The sequence below is a fragment of the Streptomyces sp. NPDC037410 genome, from assembly GCF_055602235.1.
In genome coordinates this window covers 302,697-318,299 of record NZ_JBVJWR010000007.1, presented here as the reverse complement: position 1 = coordinate 318,299, position 15,603 = coordinate 302,697, and the positions used below count along the sequence as shown (strand labels likewise).

Here is a 15,603-nt window from a genome sequence, read left to right as displayed (position 1 = left end):
TGGCCGGACGCCCTCGGCGACTGTTCGAAGACGTGGGCGATACTCTGCGGCATGTCGACCTGCTTTCTCCAGGTGGACCACGCCCCCGGGCCGTGTCCGCGGTCGCGGGGGTCTGAGTGGCGAACGAACCACCGACCGTAGACGCGCCGCGGCAGCGGAAGGGGCAGAGTTCCTGCCCCTTCGCTCAAACAGCCAGCATGCCGAGTCTCACCGCCAGCTCGCCCGCCCTGCGCCGCTGAGCCGGGCTCTTCGACTCAGCCTCCTCCAGGAGGATCCGGCGGGCGTAGCCGTTGTAGCGGACGGTCTCGGGAGCCGACTCGTACGCCTTGTGCAACGCAGCCAGCGCGGCCTCGGGCTGTCCGTCCAGTTGATATCCGCGTGCCTCCTCGATGCGGTGGCGTGCCTTCCGGGGGCGCGACGGAATCGTCGTGGCATCCGCCGCTGCCACCTGGCGCACGCTTTCGGCACCGGCGTGCAGTTCCACCGCGATGGTGACCGCGTGCGCGCTGATGATCGACTGCGAGAAGGACGTGACGGGATGGAAATACTCGGCAGGCAGCCTCTCGGCCACGGCACGCGCGGCATCCCAGTAGCCCCATGCCTCTCCGGCATCGCCCCGCCGGGCCGCCGTGTATCCCGCCTCGAACCGCAGGGCACCGGCGATGGCTCGTACGTCATCGTTCGCCTCTGGCAGCAGGGGCTCCAGATAGCGAAGTGTTTCCAGCGTCACCGTGTCCGCCGCTTCGAAGTGCCCCGGGCCGCTGTCGCGATGCGCCTGCGCGGCAAGCCAGGCCGCTACACCGAGGGTGTGCGGATCCTCGGACTCCAGCGCCGCCACCATGCCACGCTCGACGGCTCGCCACAGCAATGGGGCATCGGGCTGGTAGGCGATGAAGAACTGGCAGAGGCTGTACGTCTGCGACAGCACCGCCTGTGCGGCACGTCGCGCATCCCCCGTCTCGGCCTGCTGAACGGCGAGTTGAGCATCCTGGATGAGACCCGGCAGCAACGCGCCCACCACCTCCCGGTGATCGGGCGACGCATGGCGCGCCCGCCAGGCCCGCGTGAGCCTCGCCTCCAGATGGACGGCAGACGGAGCCTCTTGGTCACGCCTGAACGGGTAGGCATCGATGGCAGCTCTCACCTGGGGAAGACGAGCATGCCCTGGTCCCACGAACAGAGCGACCTTTCGCGATTGGTCTCCCGTCAGTTCGGAAAGATCCCTCACCCGCAATGCCTCGGCGACGCGCAGCACCATCGGCAGCTTGGGCATCTGCAACTGCCCACCCTCGACCTGCTTCACCCAGCTCGCGGACTTCCCCACCAGCCCGGCGAGGACCGTGCGACTCATCCCGCGCCGGGTGCGCAGGACCTGCATGCGCTGCCCGAAGGCGATGGGCTCGAGAATCGGACCGGGGACGGCATCGGACGGCATGGCAATGCCTCTCTCGTTGGGACCCGTGTCAGTGGCAGCGTACGGCGCCCCCTACTCCTCGAGCAGAAGTTCTGCCGAGTGCGCCCGCGCAAACAACTTCGCGCCACAATCCCGGCCAGACCCAGCCCGTTGTCAGTCCAGACGGGCTGACACCTGGCACGGAGCGGCACCGCACAATGACGGCGATCCCTACAAGGTGGCGGCAAGGGGCTATGCGCCACGAGCATCCCGCATTACCGCACCTTGACCTTCGCTTGACCCAGCCGCGAACGAGCTCTTCTAGGCTCGGGATTTGCAATCGGTAAACAGGCGGCGACGAGCCACGGGGGGACGTCGAAGTGGGCACAGGCGGCGGGGATGACGGCAAGGTCCTGGACATCAAGACGGCCGATCTGAAGGCGTCGGCTCCAGTCTTCGGTGAGCAGGCACGGAATCTGACCTCGGCGCTGACGACCCTCGTCACCACCCTGGACGGCTTGGGTAAACCGTGGGGCGACGACGAGCAGGGCACACAGTTCGGTGACGCGTACACCCCTCAGCAGAAGAGCATTGAACAGGCGGCTGGCATCCTCGCCCTGGGGCTGGTCAGCATCCATGAGGCGATGGTCGACATGGCGGACGGTACGGTCGACAACGACGAGCTGATCGCCGGGATGTTCACCAAGCTCAAGAGTGGCGCGGACAGCTCCGACGAGCAGGGCCCTGGCGGTGCCCGGTGAGTCTTGAGGACGAGGCCAAGGACATCCTGCTCAAGCTCGGGATGTGGTGGCCGGACGCCAACTCGGGCACGCTGCGCAGTGCGGCCGGCGCCTGGCGGGCATTCGCCGACGCCGTCGACGACGTGCGCACCCCGGTCAACAACACCGCCATGTCGATCATCAGCAACAACAAGGGTGAGGCGATCGAGGCCTTCAAGGTCTTCTGGGGCCGCTACGCCCAGGGCCAGGACGCGGGTTGGCTGAGCGACCTCGCCAAGTCCGCCCGCAAGATGGCCGAAGCCCTGGAGAAGTTCGCCGACGCCGTCGACGACGCCATCAACAAGCTCTGGACGCAGATCGCCATCGACGCGGCCGTCATCGCTGGCGGTATCGCGCTGGCGATCGTCACAGCAGGTCTGGCCTCCGGCGCCGCGGTCGCGGCCGCCGACGTCATCATCGAACTCGGCGCCGGTCTGGGCATCGCCGTGAGCACCACCGTGGCGGAAATCGCGGCGGGCACGCTGGTCGCCGCCGCCTTCGGCGGCATCGAATCGGTGACAGTGGACCTCGCCGTCGCCCAGCCACTGAAGATAGCCACCGGGCTGCAGGACGGCTTCAGTCTGGACGAAGTCAACCAGGCGGCCAAGGACGGCATGATCTTCGGCGGTGCGCTGGGCGCCGGTGGCGGAGTCTTGAAGGCCGGAGTCGACGGTGCCTTCAGCAGCACGACCCCGTTGATGCTCCGGCCGCCTTCCCTCCGGCCCAACCTGATCGAGTTGGGCCCGGCGTCCCGCCGGGCGGAGACCACACCGTGCGTCGGCGAGCCGATCGACGTGGCCACCGGCGCGATGCTGATGACGCAGACCGACCTCAGCCTCCCAGCCTCCCTGCCCCTGGTCTTCGCCCGCACCCATCTGTCCACGTATCGCGCGGGACTCTGCTTCGGCCCCACCTGGGTGTCGATGCTGGACGAGTGCGTACAGATCGACGGTGAGGGCGTGGTGTTCGCCGCGGCCGACGGCATGCGGCTGGTCTATCCGGTGCCCCAGCCCGGAGCGCCGGCGCTTCCGGTCAAGGGAGCGCGCTGGCCCCTGGAGTGGGATGGCAAGGCCGACGGGGTCATGACCATCACGGATCCGTCCACCGGCGTCGTCCACACCTTCAGCACCCCACTGCCCTCGGGCACCCCCGGCATATTCCGGCTCCCTGTGGACAGCTGGTCCGACCGCAACGGCGCCCGCATCGACGTCGAGCGCGACGGCCAGGGCCTTCCTGTCGGGCTGCGTCACTCGGGCGGCTACTACCTCGCCGTGGACACCGACGGCCCACGGGTCACGGCCCTTCGGCTCCTGGATCGGGCGCCCTCCCGCTACGAGCCGCAAGAGGACGCCCGCCAGGGCGGCACGGTGGTGACGCGGTACGGCTACGACGAGGCGGGCAACCTCACCGAGGTCGTCAACTCGAGCGGCCGGCCGCTGCGCTTCGCCTACGACGAGCAGGGTCGTATGACGAGGTGGACGGATCGCAACGGCACTTGGTTCTCCTACGTCTACGACGCGCGCGGCCGGGTCGTGCGTACCGAGGGCGTCGACGGCATCCTGTCCGGTGTGCTCGCCTACGACGATGAGGCACGCACCACCACGTACACCGACTCCCTCGGCCGCGCGTCCACCCACCGCTACAACTCCGAGGGTTTGGTCGTCGAGGAGACCGATCCTCTCGGCCACACTACCCGCACCGAGTGGGACGCATACGGTGACAAGCCCCTCGGTGTCACAGACGCGCAGGGCCGCACCACGAGATATGTCTACGACGACGCGCATCGGCTGACCCGTGTCACGCTGCCCGACGGTTCAACCGCGCACGCGGAGTACAACCCACTGGGCAGACCGACGAAGGTCGTAGAGCCGGGTGGCGCGACCTGGCACCACATCTACGACGAGGCGGGGAACGTGCTCGGCACGCTCGACCCGCTGGGCGCCGAGACGTGCTTCGCCTATGACGGTTCGGGTCATCTGGTCTCCGTGACGGACGCCGTCGGCGCGACCCGCACCATCACGCCGAACGCGGCCGGCCTGCCCGTCGCCGTGACCGACGAGCTCGGTCACACCACCGTGGCGGTCCGGGACTCCTTCGGTCGGGTGGCCGAGGTGACCGACCCTCTCGGTCATGTCACCCGGACGGGCTGGACGACCGAGGGCAGGCCCACGTGGAGCGAGTACCCCGACGGCACCCGGGAATCGTGGACCTGGGACGGCGAAGGCAACCAGCTGACCCACGTCGACCAGGCCGGACACACGACCCGCCACACCGCCACGCACTTCGACGTACCCGCCACCCGCACCGACCCTGACGGGACCACGTACGCCTTCACGTACGACACCGAACGACGGCTGACGGGGGTCACCAATCCCCAGGGCCTGACCTGGTCGTACACCTATGACGAGGCGGGCCGCCTGTCGGCGGAGACCGACTTCGGCGGCCGGACGGTGACGTACACCCACGATGCGTCGGGCGGGCTGACGTCCCGTACGAACAGCGCCGGTGAGACGCTGCGCTTCACGCGGGACGCGCTCGGTCGTGTGGTGGAGCAACGCACCGATGCGGGCCACCTCACCACGTACGCGTACGGGCCAGCAGGCCTCCTTACCCACGCGGCCAACGCCGACGCCGAGGTCTCCATCGAGCGGGACGTGCTCGGCCGTACGCTCGCCGAGACCATCGACGGGCGGACCACCACGTACGTCTTCGACGCCGCGGGCCGCCGCATCCGGCGAGTCACCCCGGCCGGACTGGGTTCGGAGTGGAGTTACGACAGTGCGGGCCACCCGGCTGAACTCCGCTCGGACGCCGGTTCATTGTCGTTCGCCCACGACGCCGCGGGCCGAGAGACGGAGCGCCGGCTCGGAGACACCGTCACCTTCAGCCAGACCTGGGATGCCATGGCCCGGGTGACCACCCAGTCTCTGACGGCACACGCAAAGGACTCGGACCGGCTTCTCCAGCACCGGGCTTTCACCTATCGCGAGGACGGATACCTCACCGAGATACGCGAACTCGCCACCGGCACCCGCAGGTTCGCCCTCGACCCGATGGGCCGGGTCACAAGTGTCCGGGCCCACGGCTGGACGGAGACCTACACCTACGACACGGCGGGCAACCTCACCCATGCCTCTGCCCCCGAGCACGTCGCAGCCGGTGACCGCCACGTCGACGGGACCCTCATCCGCCGCGCGGGCCGCACGTCATACGATCACGACGCGCAAGGGCGCCTCATACGAAAGACCCGCAAGCTCCTCAACGGGAAGCGGCTCACCTGGACCTACGCCTGGAACGCCGAGGACCAGCTGACTGAGGCGGTGACGTCGAGCGGCGAGCACTGGAGGTACACCTACGACCCGCTGGGCCGCCGTACAGCCAAGCTGCTCCTGGCGGACGACGGCTCGGTCGCCGAGCGCACGGACTTCACCTGGGACGACACCCGCCTGGCCGAGCAGAGGAGGCCGGACGGCACCGTCACCACGTGGGAATACGCCCCCGGCACCCACCTTCCGCTCACCCAGACCGACCACCGGCCACTCGTCCGCGAGCCCGGCGGATCACTCCTCACCAAGCTCGCCCAGGACACCTCGGCCGACTTCCGCACCCGCTTCCACGCCATCGTCACGGACGCCGTCGGGACCCCCGTCGAACTCGTCACGCTCGATGCCGAGCTGGCCTGGCAGCGCCGTACCACCCTGTGGGGCACCGACCTTCCCGCCCCGACGTCCGCCTCGTCCGTGGACTGTCCGCTCCGCTTCCCGGGCCAGTACGCGGACGCCGAAACAGGGCTGAACTACAACTACTTCCGCTACTACGACCCAGAGATCGCCCACTACCTGTCATCGGACCCCCTGGGCCTGGAACCGGCCCCGAATCCCCATGCGTACGTTCCGAACGCCCTTTCCTGGAGCGACGCCCTCGGACTCGCCGCACGGGGCCCGAAGGACCCGCTGGATCTCGGCTCGGGATACCGAGGACGGCTGGACATGTGGCAGGAGGGAACGAAGGGTACTGATTTCGAGATCCACGTCTACGACAAATCGGGTCGCGAAGTCGGCATCTTCGGCAGCGACGGCTGGTTCAACAAGCACGGCACGACGGCGGCGGAAGTTCAGGTGCCGCCAAGCGTGGAGAACGCCCTCAAGGGAAGGGCTGTCGATACCTTGCGGAAGACTGGTCGTATCGGCCCGAAGGGGACCGAGGACATTTCCGGCGACAAGTGGCGGCGCCCCCGCCTCGCATCCGAAGGTTGTAAATGAAATTCGTCAAGGCCGCTTGGGATGACGACCTGCACGGCTATCTCCTGGACGCGAGCGTCTACTTGGCCGAGCTCCCCCGCATCGAGCAGAGCCTGCCCCCGGGCGCGCGGGCTTTCGTCATGGACCCCGCGCACTACAGCACGGGTGCGAGCCGGTGTGTGAAGGACCTGGAGCTCAGCGGCGTCCAGTTGGCGACGGACAAGAGCGGAACGCTGGTACTCGACTTCGCGCCGAACCAGTGGAAGCACGAGGAAGGGTTGCGGATCCGCTACGCGGGTGTCACCCGGTTCTCGGTCGGCTACGAGCATTCCATCGACTGGATGCAGGTCGACACCGTGCTGTTCGACGAGATCCTTCCGGACCCGGCGGGATGCATGCACGAAATCGCACTGACCGATGGCACCATCACGGTCCACTGCAAGGATCTGGAAGCCGAGTGGATCGCCCCGGAGCGGCCTGCGTAAGCGCCGTCGCCTGACTTCCCTCCATGCGAAGCCCCTCCGAGCGGGCGGCCGTTACAGCGGCCGCCCGCTCCTTCGTCGCCCTGACCCTTGACGCCCCCCTGGTGTGCGCCCTACCTTCCTCCCAACCCAATAGGAAACTTTCCTAACAGACTGCTTCACCGTACGAGGGCAGGTGCCAGTTCCATGGCCGGTACACCCCCGGGAACCCCCGGTACGCCGCGTGTCCTGCGGGCCATGAACGATCGGGCCGCGCTCGACCTGCTCCTGGAGCACGGGCCCCTCTCGCGGACCCGGATCGGGAAGCTCACCGGGCTTTCCAAGCCGACCGCCTCCCAGTTGCTCGCCCGGCTCGAAGCGGCCGGGCTCGTCGTCGCCACCGGCACCACCGAGGGCAGGCCCGGGCCGAACGCGCAGCTGTACGCGGTGAACGCGCGGGCCGCGTACGCCGCCGGGCTCGACGTCGACCAGCACCGCATCCACGCCGCCGTCGCCGACATCACCGGCGAGATCGCCGGCGCGTACGAGCTCCGCACCCCCGGCCGCTCCGCCTCCGGTGTCGTCCACCAGGTCACCGAGGCCCTCGACGGGGCCGTCGCGGCGGCCGGGATCACCCGCGAGGACGTGCGGCGCCTGGTCATCGGCACCCCCGGCGCCTTCGACCCGGCCACCGGACGGCTGCGGTACGCCTCCCACCTGCCCGGCTGGCACTCCCCCACCCTCCTGGAGGAGCTGGCCGCCGCCCTGCCCATGCCGTTCGAGTACGAGAACGACGTCAACCTCGTCGCCCTCGCCGAGCGGAGCCTGGGCGCGGCCCGGGGCCACGACGACTTCGTCCTGCTGTGGAACGAGGGCGGCCTCGGCGGCGCCCTCGTCCTCGGCGGACGGCTGCACCGCGGCTTCACCGGCGGCGCCGGCGAACTCGGCTTCCTGCCCGTGCCCGGCACCCCGCTCGTCCGGCAGGTCACCAAGGCCAACTCCGGCGGATTCCAGGAGCTCGCGGGCATCCAGGCCGTGCCGCGGATCGCCCGCGAGGCCGGGATCGACACCCCCGACCACCCCTACGTGCCGGTGGTGAGCGGGCTGCTCTCCCGGGCCGCCGAGACCCATGCGGACGACCCCCGGTACGCGGAGCTGCTCGACCGCTACGCCGAGCGCCTCGCCACCGGACTCGCCGCCCTCGTCACCGTCCTCGACCCCGAGCTGATCGTGCTGTCCGGAGAGGCCCTCGTCCCCGGCGGCGAGCCCCTCCGCGCGCGCGTGCAGTCCGAACTCGCCGACCTCGCCCCGTCCCGGCCCCGGCTCGTCCTCTCCGCCGTGCGCCGGAGCCCCGTGCTGCGCGGCGCCCTCGAAAGCGCCCTCGCCACCACCCGCGACGAGGTCTTCGACACCTCGCGCTGACCGACCACGCCCCGTCAAGCCCGTAACCCCTCCGCCAGCCCTCCGCCACAGGGAGACTCCGTCATGCCCGTACGTCCCCGCCGAGCCGCCGCCGCGCTCGCCGCCACCGCCTCGCTCGCCCTGTTCGCCTCCGCCTGTACCGGTTCCGCGAACAACGCGGCCACCGACGACCCCAAGGCCGAGACCACCATCACCTTCTGGCACGGCTGGAACGCGCCCGCCGAGGTCAAGGCGATCGAGGACAACGTCGCCCGCTTCGAGAAGGCCCACCCGAACATCAAGGTGAAGGTCGTCGGCGACATCAACGACGAGAAGCTCGGCCAGGCCCTGCGCGCGGGCGGTTCGAACGGGCCGGACGTCGTCTCCTCGTTCACCACCTCGAACGTCGGCAAGTTCTGCTCCTCCGGCGCGCTCGCCGACCTCAAGCCCTTCATAGAGAAGTCGAAGATCGACCTGGACAAGACCTTCCCGAAGGTCCTCCAGAAGTACACCCAGTTCGAGGGCAGGCGCTGCTCCCTGCCGCTGCTCTCCGACGCGTACGGGCTGTACTACAACAAGGACGCCTTCAAGGCGGCCGGCCTCGACCCCGAGGCCCCGCCGAAGACCTGGTCCGAGTTCGCCAAGGTCGCCAAGGCGCTGACGAAGCCCAAGGGCGACTCGTACGAGCAGCTCGGCTTCATGCCGAACTACCTCGGCTACGAGACCGTCGTCGAGCACTACATGTCGCAGTGGGACCACACGTACTTCGACAAGGACGGCAAGTCGAACGTCGCCAAGGACCCGGCCTTCGCCGAGATGATGACGTACCAGAAGTCCCTGGTGGACTCCCTCGGCGGCTTCAAGAAGCTCGACACGTACCGCACCACCTTCGGCGACGAGTGGGGCGCCAAGCACCCCTTCCAGACCGGGCAGGTCGCCATGCAGCTGGACGGCGAGTGGCGGCTGAACTTCATCAAGCAGGCCAAGGTCGGCTTCGACGTCGGCGTCGCGCCGCTGCCCGTCGCGGACGACGAGATCGCCGAGTACGGCAAGGGCTACCTCTCCGGCACGATCATGGGCATCGCGCCGCAGAGCAGGAAGCAGAACGCCGCCTGGGAGCTGGTCAAGTACATGACCACGGACACGGACGCCGTGGTGAGCTTCGCGAACGCCATCGGGAACGTACCCTCCACCTTCGAGGCGCTGAAGTCCCCGAACCTGAAGTTCGACGCCCGCTTCAAGACCTTCCTCGACATCGCCCGGCACCCGCGGTCCACCACCATGGACGGCGCGGTGAACGGCCCCGCCTACCAGGAGACCCTCTCCGACCTCGCCCACAAGTACGAGAGCGGCAAGGTCACGGACCTGAAGGCGGGCCTCGCCGACGCCGCGGCCCAGATCGACCGCGACATCGCGGCGGCGAAGTAACCGACCATGACCACGTACACGCTCCGGTCGAAGCACCGGCGCAACGCGCTGCGCACCGCGCTGTTCATGTCGCCCTGGCTGATCGGCTTCGGCTTCTTCTTCGCCTATCCGCTGGTCTCCACGCTGTACTTCTCGTTCATGCGCTACGACGGCCTCAACGCGCCGACCTGGCGGGGCCTGGAGAACTGGACGTACGTCTTCTCCGACATGCCGAAGTTCTGGCCGGCGATGCAGAACACCCTCTGGCTGGCGGTCGTCATGGTGACCTGCCGGGTCGTCTTCGGCCTCGGCGTCGGCATGCTGATCACCAAGATCAAGAGGGGCGCCGGGATCTACCGCACCCTCTTCTACCTGCCGTACCTGGCCCCGCCGGTGGCCGCCACACTCGCCTTCGTCTTCCTGCTCAACCCCGGCACCGGACCGGTCAACTCGTTCCTGGAGGCGGTCGGCATCCCCGCCCCCTCCTGGTTCAACGACGCGGACTGGGCGAAGCCGGCCCTCACGGTCCTCGCCGTGTGGGGCGTCGGCGACCTCATGGTCATCTTCATGGCCGCGCTGCTCGACGTACCGAAGGAGCAGTACGAGGCCGCCGAGCTGGACGGCGCGTCCCGCTGGCAGCGCTTCCGGTACATCACCCTGCCGAACATCTCGCCGATCGTGCTCTTCGCGGTCGTGACCGGGATCATCGGCGCGATGCAGTACTACACCCAGCCGATCGTGGCCGCCAAGGTCGCCTCGGGAAAGATGGGCGGATCCGGGGCCGCCTTCCAGCCCGGCTACCCGGACGACTCCACGCTGACCCTCCCGCAGCTGATCTACAGCCTCGGCTTCAACCAGTTCAACTACGGCGCGGCCTGTGTGGTGGCGCTCGTGCTCTTCGCCTTCTCCATGGCCTTCACCGCGCTCCTCATGCGCCGGCGCGGCGGCCTGATCGGCTCGGGTGACTGAACCATGACGACCGCAACCGCCCCCGCCGCCACCGTGCGGGCCGAGGCGAGCCCCGCCGAGAAGCAGGCCCGCCGCAAGGCGCTGCTGCACTGGATCGCCGTGCACGCGCTCGGCATCGCCGCCGCCCTGTTCTTCGTCCTCCCGTTCGTCTTCGTCTTCCTGACCTCCCTGATGAGCGACGAGCAGGCGCTCACCCGGGACCTGACGCCGAACTCCTGGCACTGGGACAACTACGTCCGGGTCTTCCAGACCGAGGGCTTCCTGACCTGGTGGCGGAACTCCCTGCTGTACGCGGGGCTCGGCACCGTCCTCGTGGTGGTGTCCTCGATCCCCGTGGCCTACGCGCTCGCGAAGTTCCGCTTCCGCGGCCGGCATCTGTCGCTGCTGCTCGTCATCGCGATGATGATGCTGCCGCCGCAGGTCGTGATCATCCCCATGTACCTGTTCTGGGCGAAGCAGATGGACCTCTCCGGCACGCTGTGGCCGCTGATCATCCCGATGGCGTTCGGCGACGCCTTCGCCATCTTCCTGCTGCGCCAGTTCCTGCTGACCATCCCGAACGAGTACGTCGAAGCGGCGCGGATCGACGGGTGCGGCGAATTCCGCACCCTGCTGCGGGTCGTCCTCCCGATGGCGAAGCCCGGCATCGCCGCCGTCGCCCTCTTCCAGTTCTTCTACTGCTGGAACGACTACTTCGGGCCGCAGATCTACGCCTCCGAGAACGCGGCCGCCTGGACGCTCAGTTACGGCCTGGAGTCCTTCAAGGGCGCGCACCACACCGACTGGAATCTGACCATGGCCGCGACCGTCCTGGTCATGGCCCCCGTGATCCTCGTGTTCTTCTTCGCGCAGAAGGCGTTCGTCGAGGGAGTCACACTGACCGGAGTGAAGGGCTGAGTCACCAATGCTGCAATCCATCGGGGGACAACCCCCGAACCCCCGGGCGAAAAAGATTGCTGTCGTGGGGGGCGGGTCCACCTACACCCCCGAACTGATCGACGGATTCGCGCGGCTGCGCGACACCCTGCCCATCACCGAACTCGTCCTCGTCGACCCGGCCGCCGAGCGCCTGGAGCTCGTCGGCGGCCTGGCCCGGCGGATCTTCGCCAAGCAGGGCCACGACGGGAAGGTCGTCACCACGAGCGACCTCGACGCCGGGGTCGAGGGCGCCGACGCCGTCCTGCTCCAGCTGCGGGTCGGCGGGCAGGCCGCCCGCGAGCGGGACGAGACCTGGCCGCTGGAGTGCGGCTGCGTCGGCCAGGAGACGACGGGCGCCGGCGGCCTGGCGAAGGCGCTGCGGACCGTGCCGGTGGTGCTCGACATCGCCGAGCGGGTCCGCCGCGCCAACCCCGACGCCTGGATCATCGACTTCACCAACCCCGTCGGCATCGTCACGCGCGCGCTGCTCCAGGCCGGGCACAAGGCCGTCGGCCTGTGCAACGTGGCCATCGGCTTCCAGCGGAAGTTCGCGAAGCTCCTCGGCGTGACCCCGTCCGAGGTCCACCTCGACCACGTCGGGCTCAACCACCTGACCTGGGAGCGCTCGGTACGGCTCGGGGGCCCCGAGGGCGAGAACGTGCTGCCCCGGCTGCTCGCCGAGCACGGCGACGCGATCGCCGACGACCTCCGCCTGCCGCGCCCGGTCCTGGACCGGCTCGGCGTCGTCCCCTCGTACTACCTGCGGTACTTCTACGCGCACGACGAGGTGGTGCGCGAGCTCGGCACGAAGCCCTCGCGGGCCGCCGAGGTCGCCGCGATGGAGCGGGAGCTCCTGGAGATGTACGGGGACCCGGCGCTCGACGAGAAGCCGGCCCTGCTCGCCAAGCGCGGCGGCGCCTTCTACTCGGAGGCGGCCGTGGACCTGGCGGCCTCGCTGCTCGGCGGGGGCGGTTCGCCGTACCAGGTGGTGAACACGTACAACAACGGCACGCTGCCGTTCCTGCCGGACGACGCCGTCATCGAGACGCAGGCGGTGGTCGGCCCGCACGGCGCCACGCCGCTGCCGGTCACGCCGGTGGACCCGCTGTACGCCGGTCTGATCGCGAACGTCACCGCCTACGAGGAGCTGGCCCTGGAGGCGGCGCTGCGCGGCGGCCGGGACCGGGTCTTCAAGGCGCTGCTCGCGCACCCGCTGGTCGGGCAGTACGCGTACGCCGACGGGCTCACCGACCGGCTGATCGCGCACAACCGGGAGCACCTCGCGTGGGTGTGAACCTGAACGGGACGCTTCTCGCGATCGACGCGGGGAACAGCAAGACCGACGCCGCGGTGCTCTCCCGGGGCGGAACCGTCCTGGGGTCGGCGCGCGGCGGCGGGTTCCAGCCTCCCGTGGTGGGGGTGGAGGCGGCGGTCGACGGACTCGCGGAGATCGTCGGGAGGGCGTGGGAAGAGGCCGGCGGTGCCGGGCTCCCCCCGGCGTTCGCGCATGTCACCGCCTGTCTCGCCAATGCCGACCTGCCCGTCGAGGAGGCCGCGCTCCAGGCCGAGTTGCTCGGCCGGGGCATGAGCCGTGACGTACGGGTGCACAACGACACCTTCGCGATCCTGCGGGCCGGGCTCGACGAGCCGCGGGGTGTGGCCGTGGTGTGCGGGGCGGGGATCAACTGCGTCGGGATGACCCCGGACGGGCGGACCGCGCGCTTCCCTGCGATCGGGAAGATCTCCGGGGACTGGGGCGGGGGCGGCGGACTCGCCGACGAGGCCCTGTGGTTCGCGGCCCGCGCCGAGGACGGGCGGGGCCTGCCCACCGCCCTCGCCGACGCGCTGCCCGCGCACTTCGGCCTGGAGTCGGTGTACGCGCTGATCGAGGCCCTGCACCTGGGCCGGATCACGATGGCGCGGCGGCACGAACTGACGCCGGTGCTGTTCGCGGTCGCGGCCGCGGGCGATCCGGTGGCGCTCTCGCTGGTGCACCGGCTGGCCGAGGAGGTCGTCGCCATGTCGACGGTCGCGCTGCGCCGGCTCGGGCTGCACCGCGAGGAGGCGCCGGTGATGCTGGGCGGCAGCGTGCTCGCCGCCCGCCATCCGCAGCTGGAGGAGCGGATCCGGGAACTCCTCGCGGAGCGGGCGCCGCAGGCCGTGATCGGCTTCGTGACGGCGCCGCCGGTCCTCGGGGCGGGGCTGCTCGCCCTGGACGCGGTGGCGGCGGCTCCGGAGGCCAAGGCCCGGCTGCGGGAGCGGTACGAGGGCTGAGGAGTCCGGGGTTGGTACAGGGCGTCTCGTCGTGTGCGCACGGGGCGCCCCGTGCGCATGGGGGGCGACCGTGCGCATGGCGGGGCGCCCCGCACGCATGTTCACCTGTTCGAGCGATGGCCGATACGGAACCGATCACAGCCGGGGGACGTATTCCTTTCGTAGGGGGTTCGCCCACGGAAGGCCCGTGGGCATGCGGCAGGATAAGAACAAGATCGCGCCATTTCCGGTGTGCGGGTGGGGCCCTGCGGCCATACTGCTCGCCAGGCGAGCGATCGACGTCGAGACCGAGGGGGAGGTCACGTGACACATCCGCATCCGCCGAGCGCACCGTCCGCCTCGGCCGCGCCGGGGACGGCGCCCGCGCCCGTACGCCCGGGCGGAGTGCCGGCGCAGCAGTCGGCGGGCGCCGTTCCCGCGCCCCCGCCCGCGGGGCGCGGCGCCTGGGCCGTGGGGCGGGAGCGGCTGCGGGAGGCCGCGACCACCGAGCCCGGCCGGCTGCAGATCCTCGGGGCGGTTCTGACGCTGCTCGTCGTCGCGTTCGGCGCGGTCACCGCCCTGGAGGTCACCGGCAGGTCCTCCGCCGCCGACGACGTCGTCAGCCGCAGCCAGCCGCTGAGCGCCGACGCCGCCGCGATCTACCGCTCCCTCGCCGACGCCGACACCACCGCCGCCGGCGGCTTCCTGGCGGGCACCCTGGAGCCCGCCGAGTCCCGCGCGCGCTACACCCGGGACATCACCACCGCCTCCCGGCTCCTCGTCAAGGCCGCGGCGAACACGGACGGTTCGTCGGCGTCGGCCCGCGAGATCGCCACCCTCAACGAGCAGCTCCCCCGCTACACGGGCCTCATAGAGCGCGCCCGGGCGGCCAACCGGCAGGGCCTGCCGCTCGGCGGGGCCTATCTGCGGTACGCCAACCAGCAGATGACCAGCGCGCTGCTGCCGGCCGCCGAGCGGCTGTACGCGGCGGAGACGGCGCGGCTGCACGACGACGACGACTCGGCCCGCGCCTGGCCCTCCCTCTCGCTCGCGCTCGGCCTGCTCGCGCTCGGCGTCCTCGTCTGGGCCCAGCGCCGCGACTACGCCAGGACCAACCGGGTCTTCAACCAGGGGCTGCTCGCCGCCACCGCCGCCACCGTGGTCGTCCTGCTCTGGCTCGCCGTCGCGCACACCGTGACGCGGACCGAGCTGAACACCGCGCGGGCGCACGGGCAGGAGTCCCTCCAGGTCCTCAACACGGCCCGGATCAGCTCGCTCACCGCCCGAGCCAACGAGAACCTGACCCTGGTCGCCCGGGGCGCCGTCCTCACCGAGGACGGCAAGAGCGACAAGTACGAGGCGGACTACACGGCGAGCATGAGCGCCCTGACGGCGGCGCTCGGCCAGGCCCGTGCGCTCGCCGACGACGACGCCGGGCGCGGCCCGGTCGACGACTCCGCGGCGCGCGCGGCGGACTGGCGCGAGCGCCACAAGGACGCCCGCGCGAAGGACGAGGCAGGCGACTACGAGGGCGCCCTGCTCCGGGTCGTGGGCGCCAAGGACTCGACCGGGCAGTCCTTCGACCAGGTCGACGCGGCCCTGGAGCGGGCCCTGGCGCACGAGCAGAACGAGTTCACCCGCTCCGCCGGGAAGGCCAGGGACGCGCTGACCGCGCTGCCCCTCGGCGCGGCGGCCCTCGGGATCCTGGGCGCGGCGGGCGCCGTGCTCGGCATCAACCGCAGACTGTCGGAGTACCGGTGAGAGGGGGCGGGATGCCGAAC

The 15,603-nt window shown here is 70.2% G+C and carries 11 protein-coding genes; 10 read left to right on the top strand and 1 reads right to left on the bottom strand.

Annotation, left to right across the window (positions count from 1 at the left end):
* Positions 1-184 precede the first annotated feature (184 nt).
* A complete protein-coding gene (locus tag ACZ7HT_RS14695; RefSeq protein WP_471164745.1) occupies positions 185-1,435 on the bottom strand; it encodes a helix-turn-helix domain-containing protein in 1,251 nt (416 codons plus the stop codon).
* A gap of 338 nt (positions 1,436-1,773) precedes the next feature.
* Here ACZ7HT_RS14695 and ACZ7HT_RS14690 point away from each other — a divergent pair, with 338 nt between their 5' ends.
* The 10 genes from ACZ7HT_RS14690 (at position 1,774) to ACZ7HT_RS14645 (ending at position 15,583) form a co-directional block, all read left to right on the top strand.
* Entirely contained in the window at positions 1,774-2,154 is a 381-nt protein-coding gene (locus ACZ7HT_RS14690; RefSeq protein WP_471164742.1) for a WXG100 family type VII secretion target, read from the top strand.
* On the top strand, positions 2,151-6,434 hold the full coding sequence (locus ACZ7HT_RS14685) for a DUF6531 domain-containing protein (RefSeq protein WP_471164739.1): 4,284 nt from the start codon (positions 2,151-2,153) through the stop codon (positions 6,432-6,434). Before ACZ7HT_RS14690 ends, ACZ7HT_RS14685 begins: the two co-directional genes overlap by 4 nt.
* Entirely contained in the window at positions 6,431-6,898 is a 468-nt protein-coding gene (locus ACZ7HT_RS14680; protein ID WP_471164736.1) for a hypothetical protein, read from the top strand. The genes ACZ7HT_RS14685 and ACZ7HT_RS14680 overlap by 4 nt, the downstream gene beginning before the upstream one ends.
* Positions 6,899-7,081: 183 nt before the next feature.
* The gene (locus ACZ7HT_RS14675) at positions 7,082-8,296 is read left to right on the top strand and encodes an ROK family transcriptional regulator (protein ID WP_471164733.1); all 1,215 of its coding nucleotides are present in this window, start codon (positions 7,082-7,084) and stop codon (positions 8,294-8,296) included.
* Between the two features lie 63 nt (positions 8,297-8,359).
* Complete coding sequence (locus ACZ7HT_RS14670; protein ID WP_471164731.1) at positions 8,360-9,703, top strand: ABC transporter substrate-binding protein; 1,344 nt, start codon at positions 8,360-8,362, stop codon at positions 9,701-9,703.
* Positions 9,704-9,709: 6 nt separating this feature from the next.
* A complete protein-coding gene (locus ACZ7HT_RS14665; RefSeq protein ID WP_471164729.1) occupies positions 9,710-10,651 on the top strand; it encodes a carbohydrate ABC transporter permease in 942 nt (313 codons plus the stop codon).
* A 3-nt stretch (positions 10,652-10,654) separates the two neighbouring features.
* The gene (locus tag ACZ7HT_RS14660; RefSeq protein ID WP_471164726.1) at positions 10,655-11,548 is read left to right on the top strand and encodes a carbohydrate ABC transporter permease; all 894 of its coding nucleotides are present in this window, start codon (positions 10,655-10,657) and stop codon (positions 11,546-11,548) included.
* Positions 11,549-11,555: 7 nt separating this feature from the next.
* Entirely contained in the window at positions 11,556-12,863 is a 1,308-nt protein-coding gene (locus ACZ7HT_RS14655) for a 6-phospho-beta-glucosidase (protein ID WP_471164723.1), read from the top strand.
* Entirely contained in the window at positions 12,860-13,843 is a 984-nt protein-coding gene (locus ACZ7HT_RS14650) for an N-acetylglucosamine kinase (protein ID WP_471164869.1), read from the top strand. Before ACZ7HT_RS14655 ends, ACZ7HT_RS14650 begins: the two co-directional genes overlap by 4 nt.
* A 303-nt stretch (positions 13,844-14,146) precedes the next feature.
* On the top strand, positions 14,147-15,583 hold the full coding sequence (locus tag ACZ7HT_RS14645; protein ID WP_471164720.1) for a hypothetical protein: 1,437 nt from the start codon (positions 14,147-14,149) through the stop codon (positions 15,581-15,583).
* The last annotated feature ends 20 nt before the right edge of the window (positions 15,584-15,603 follow it).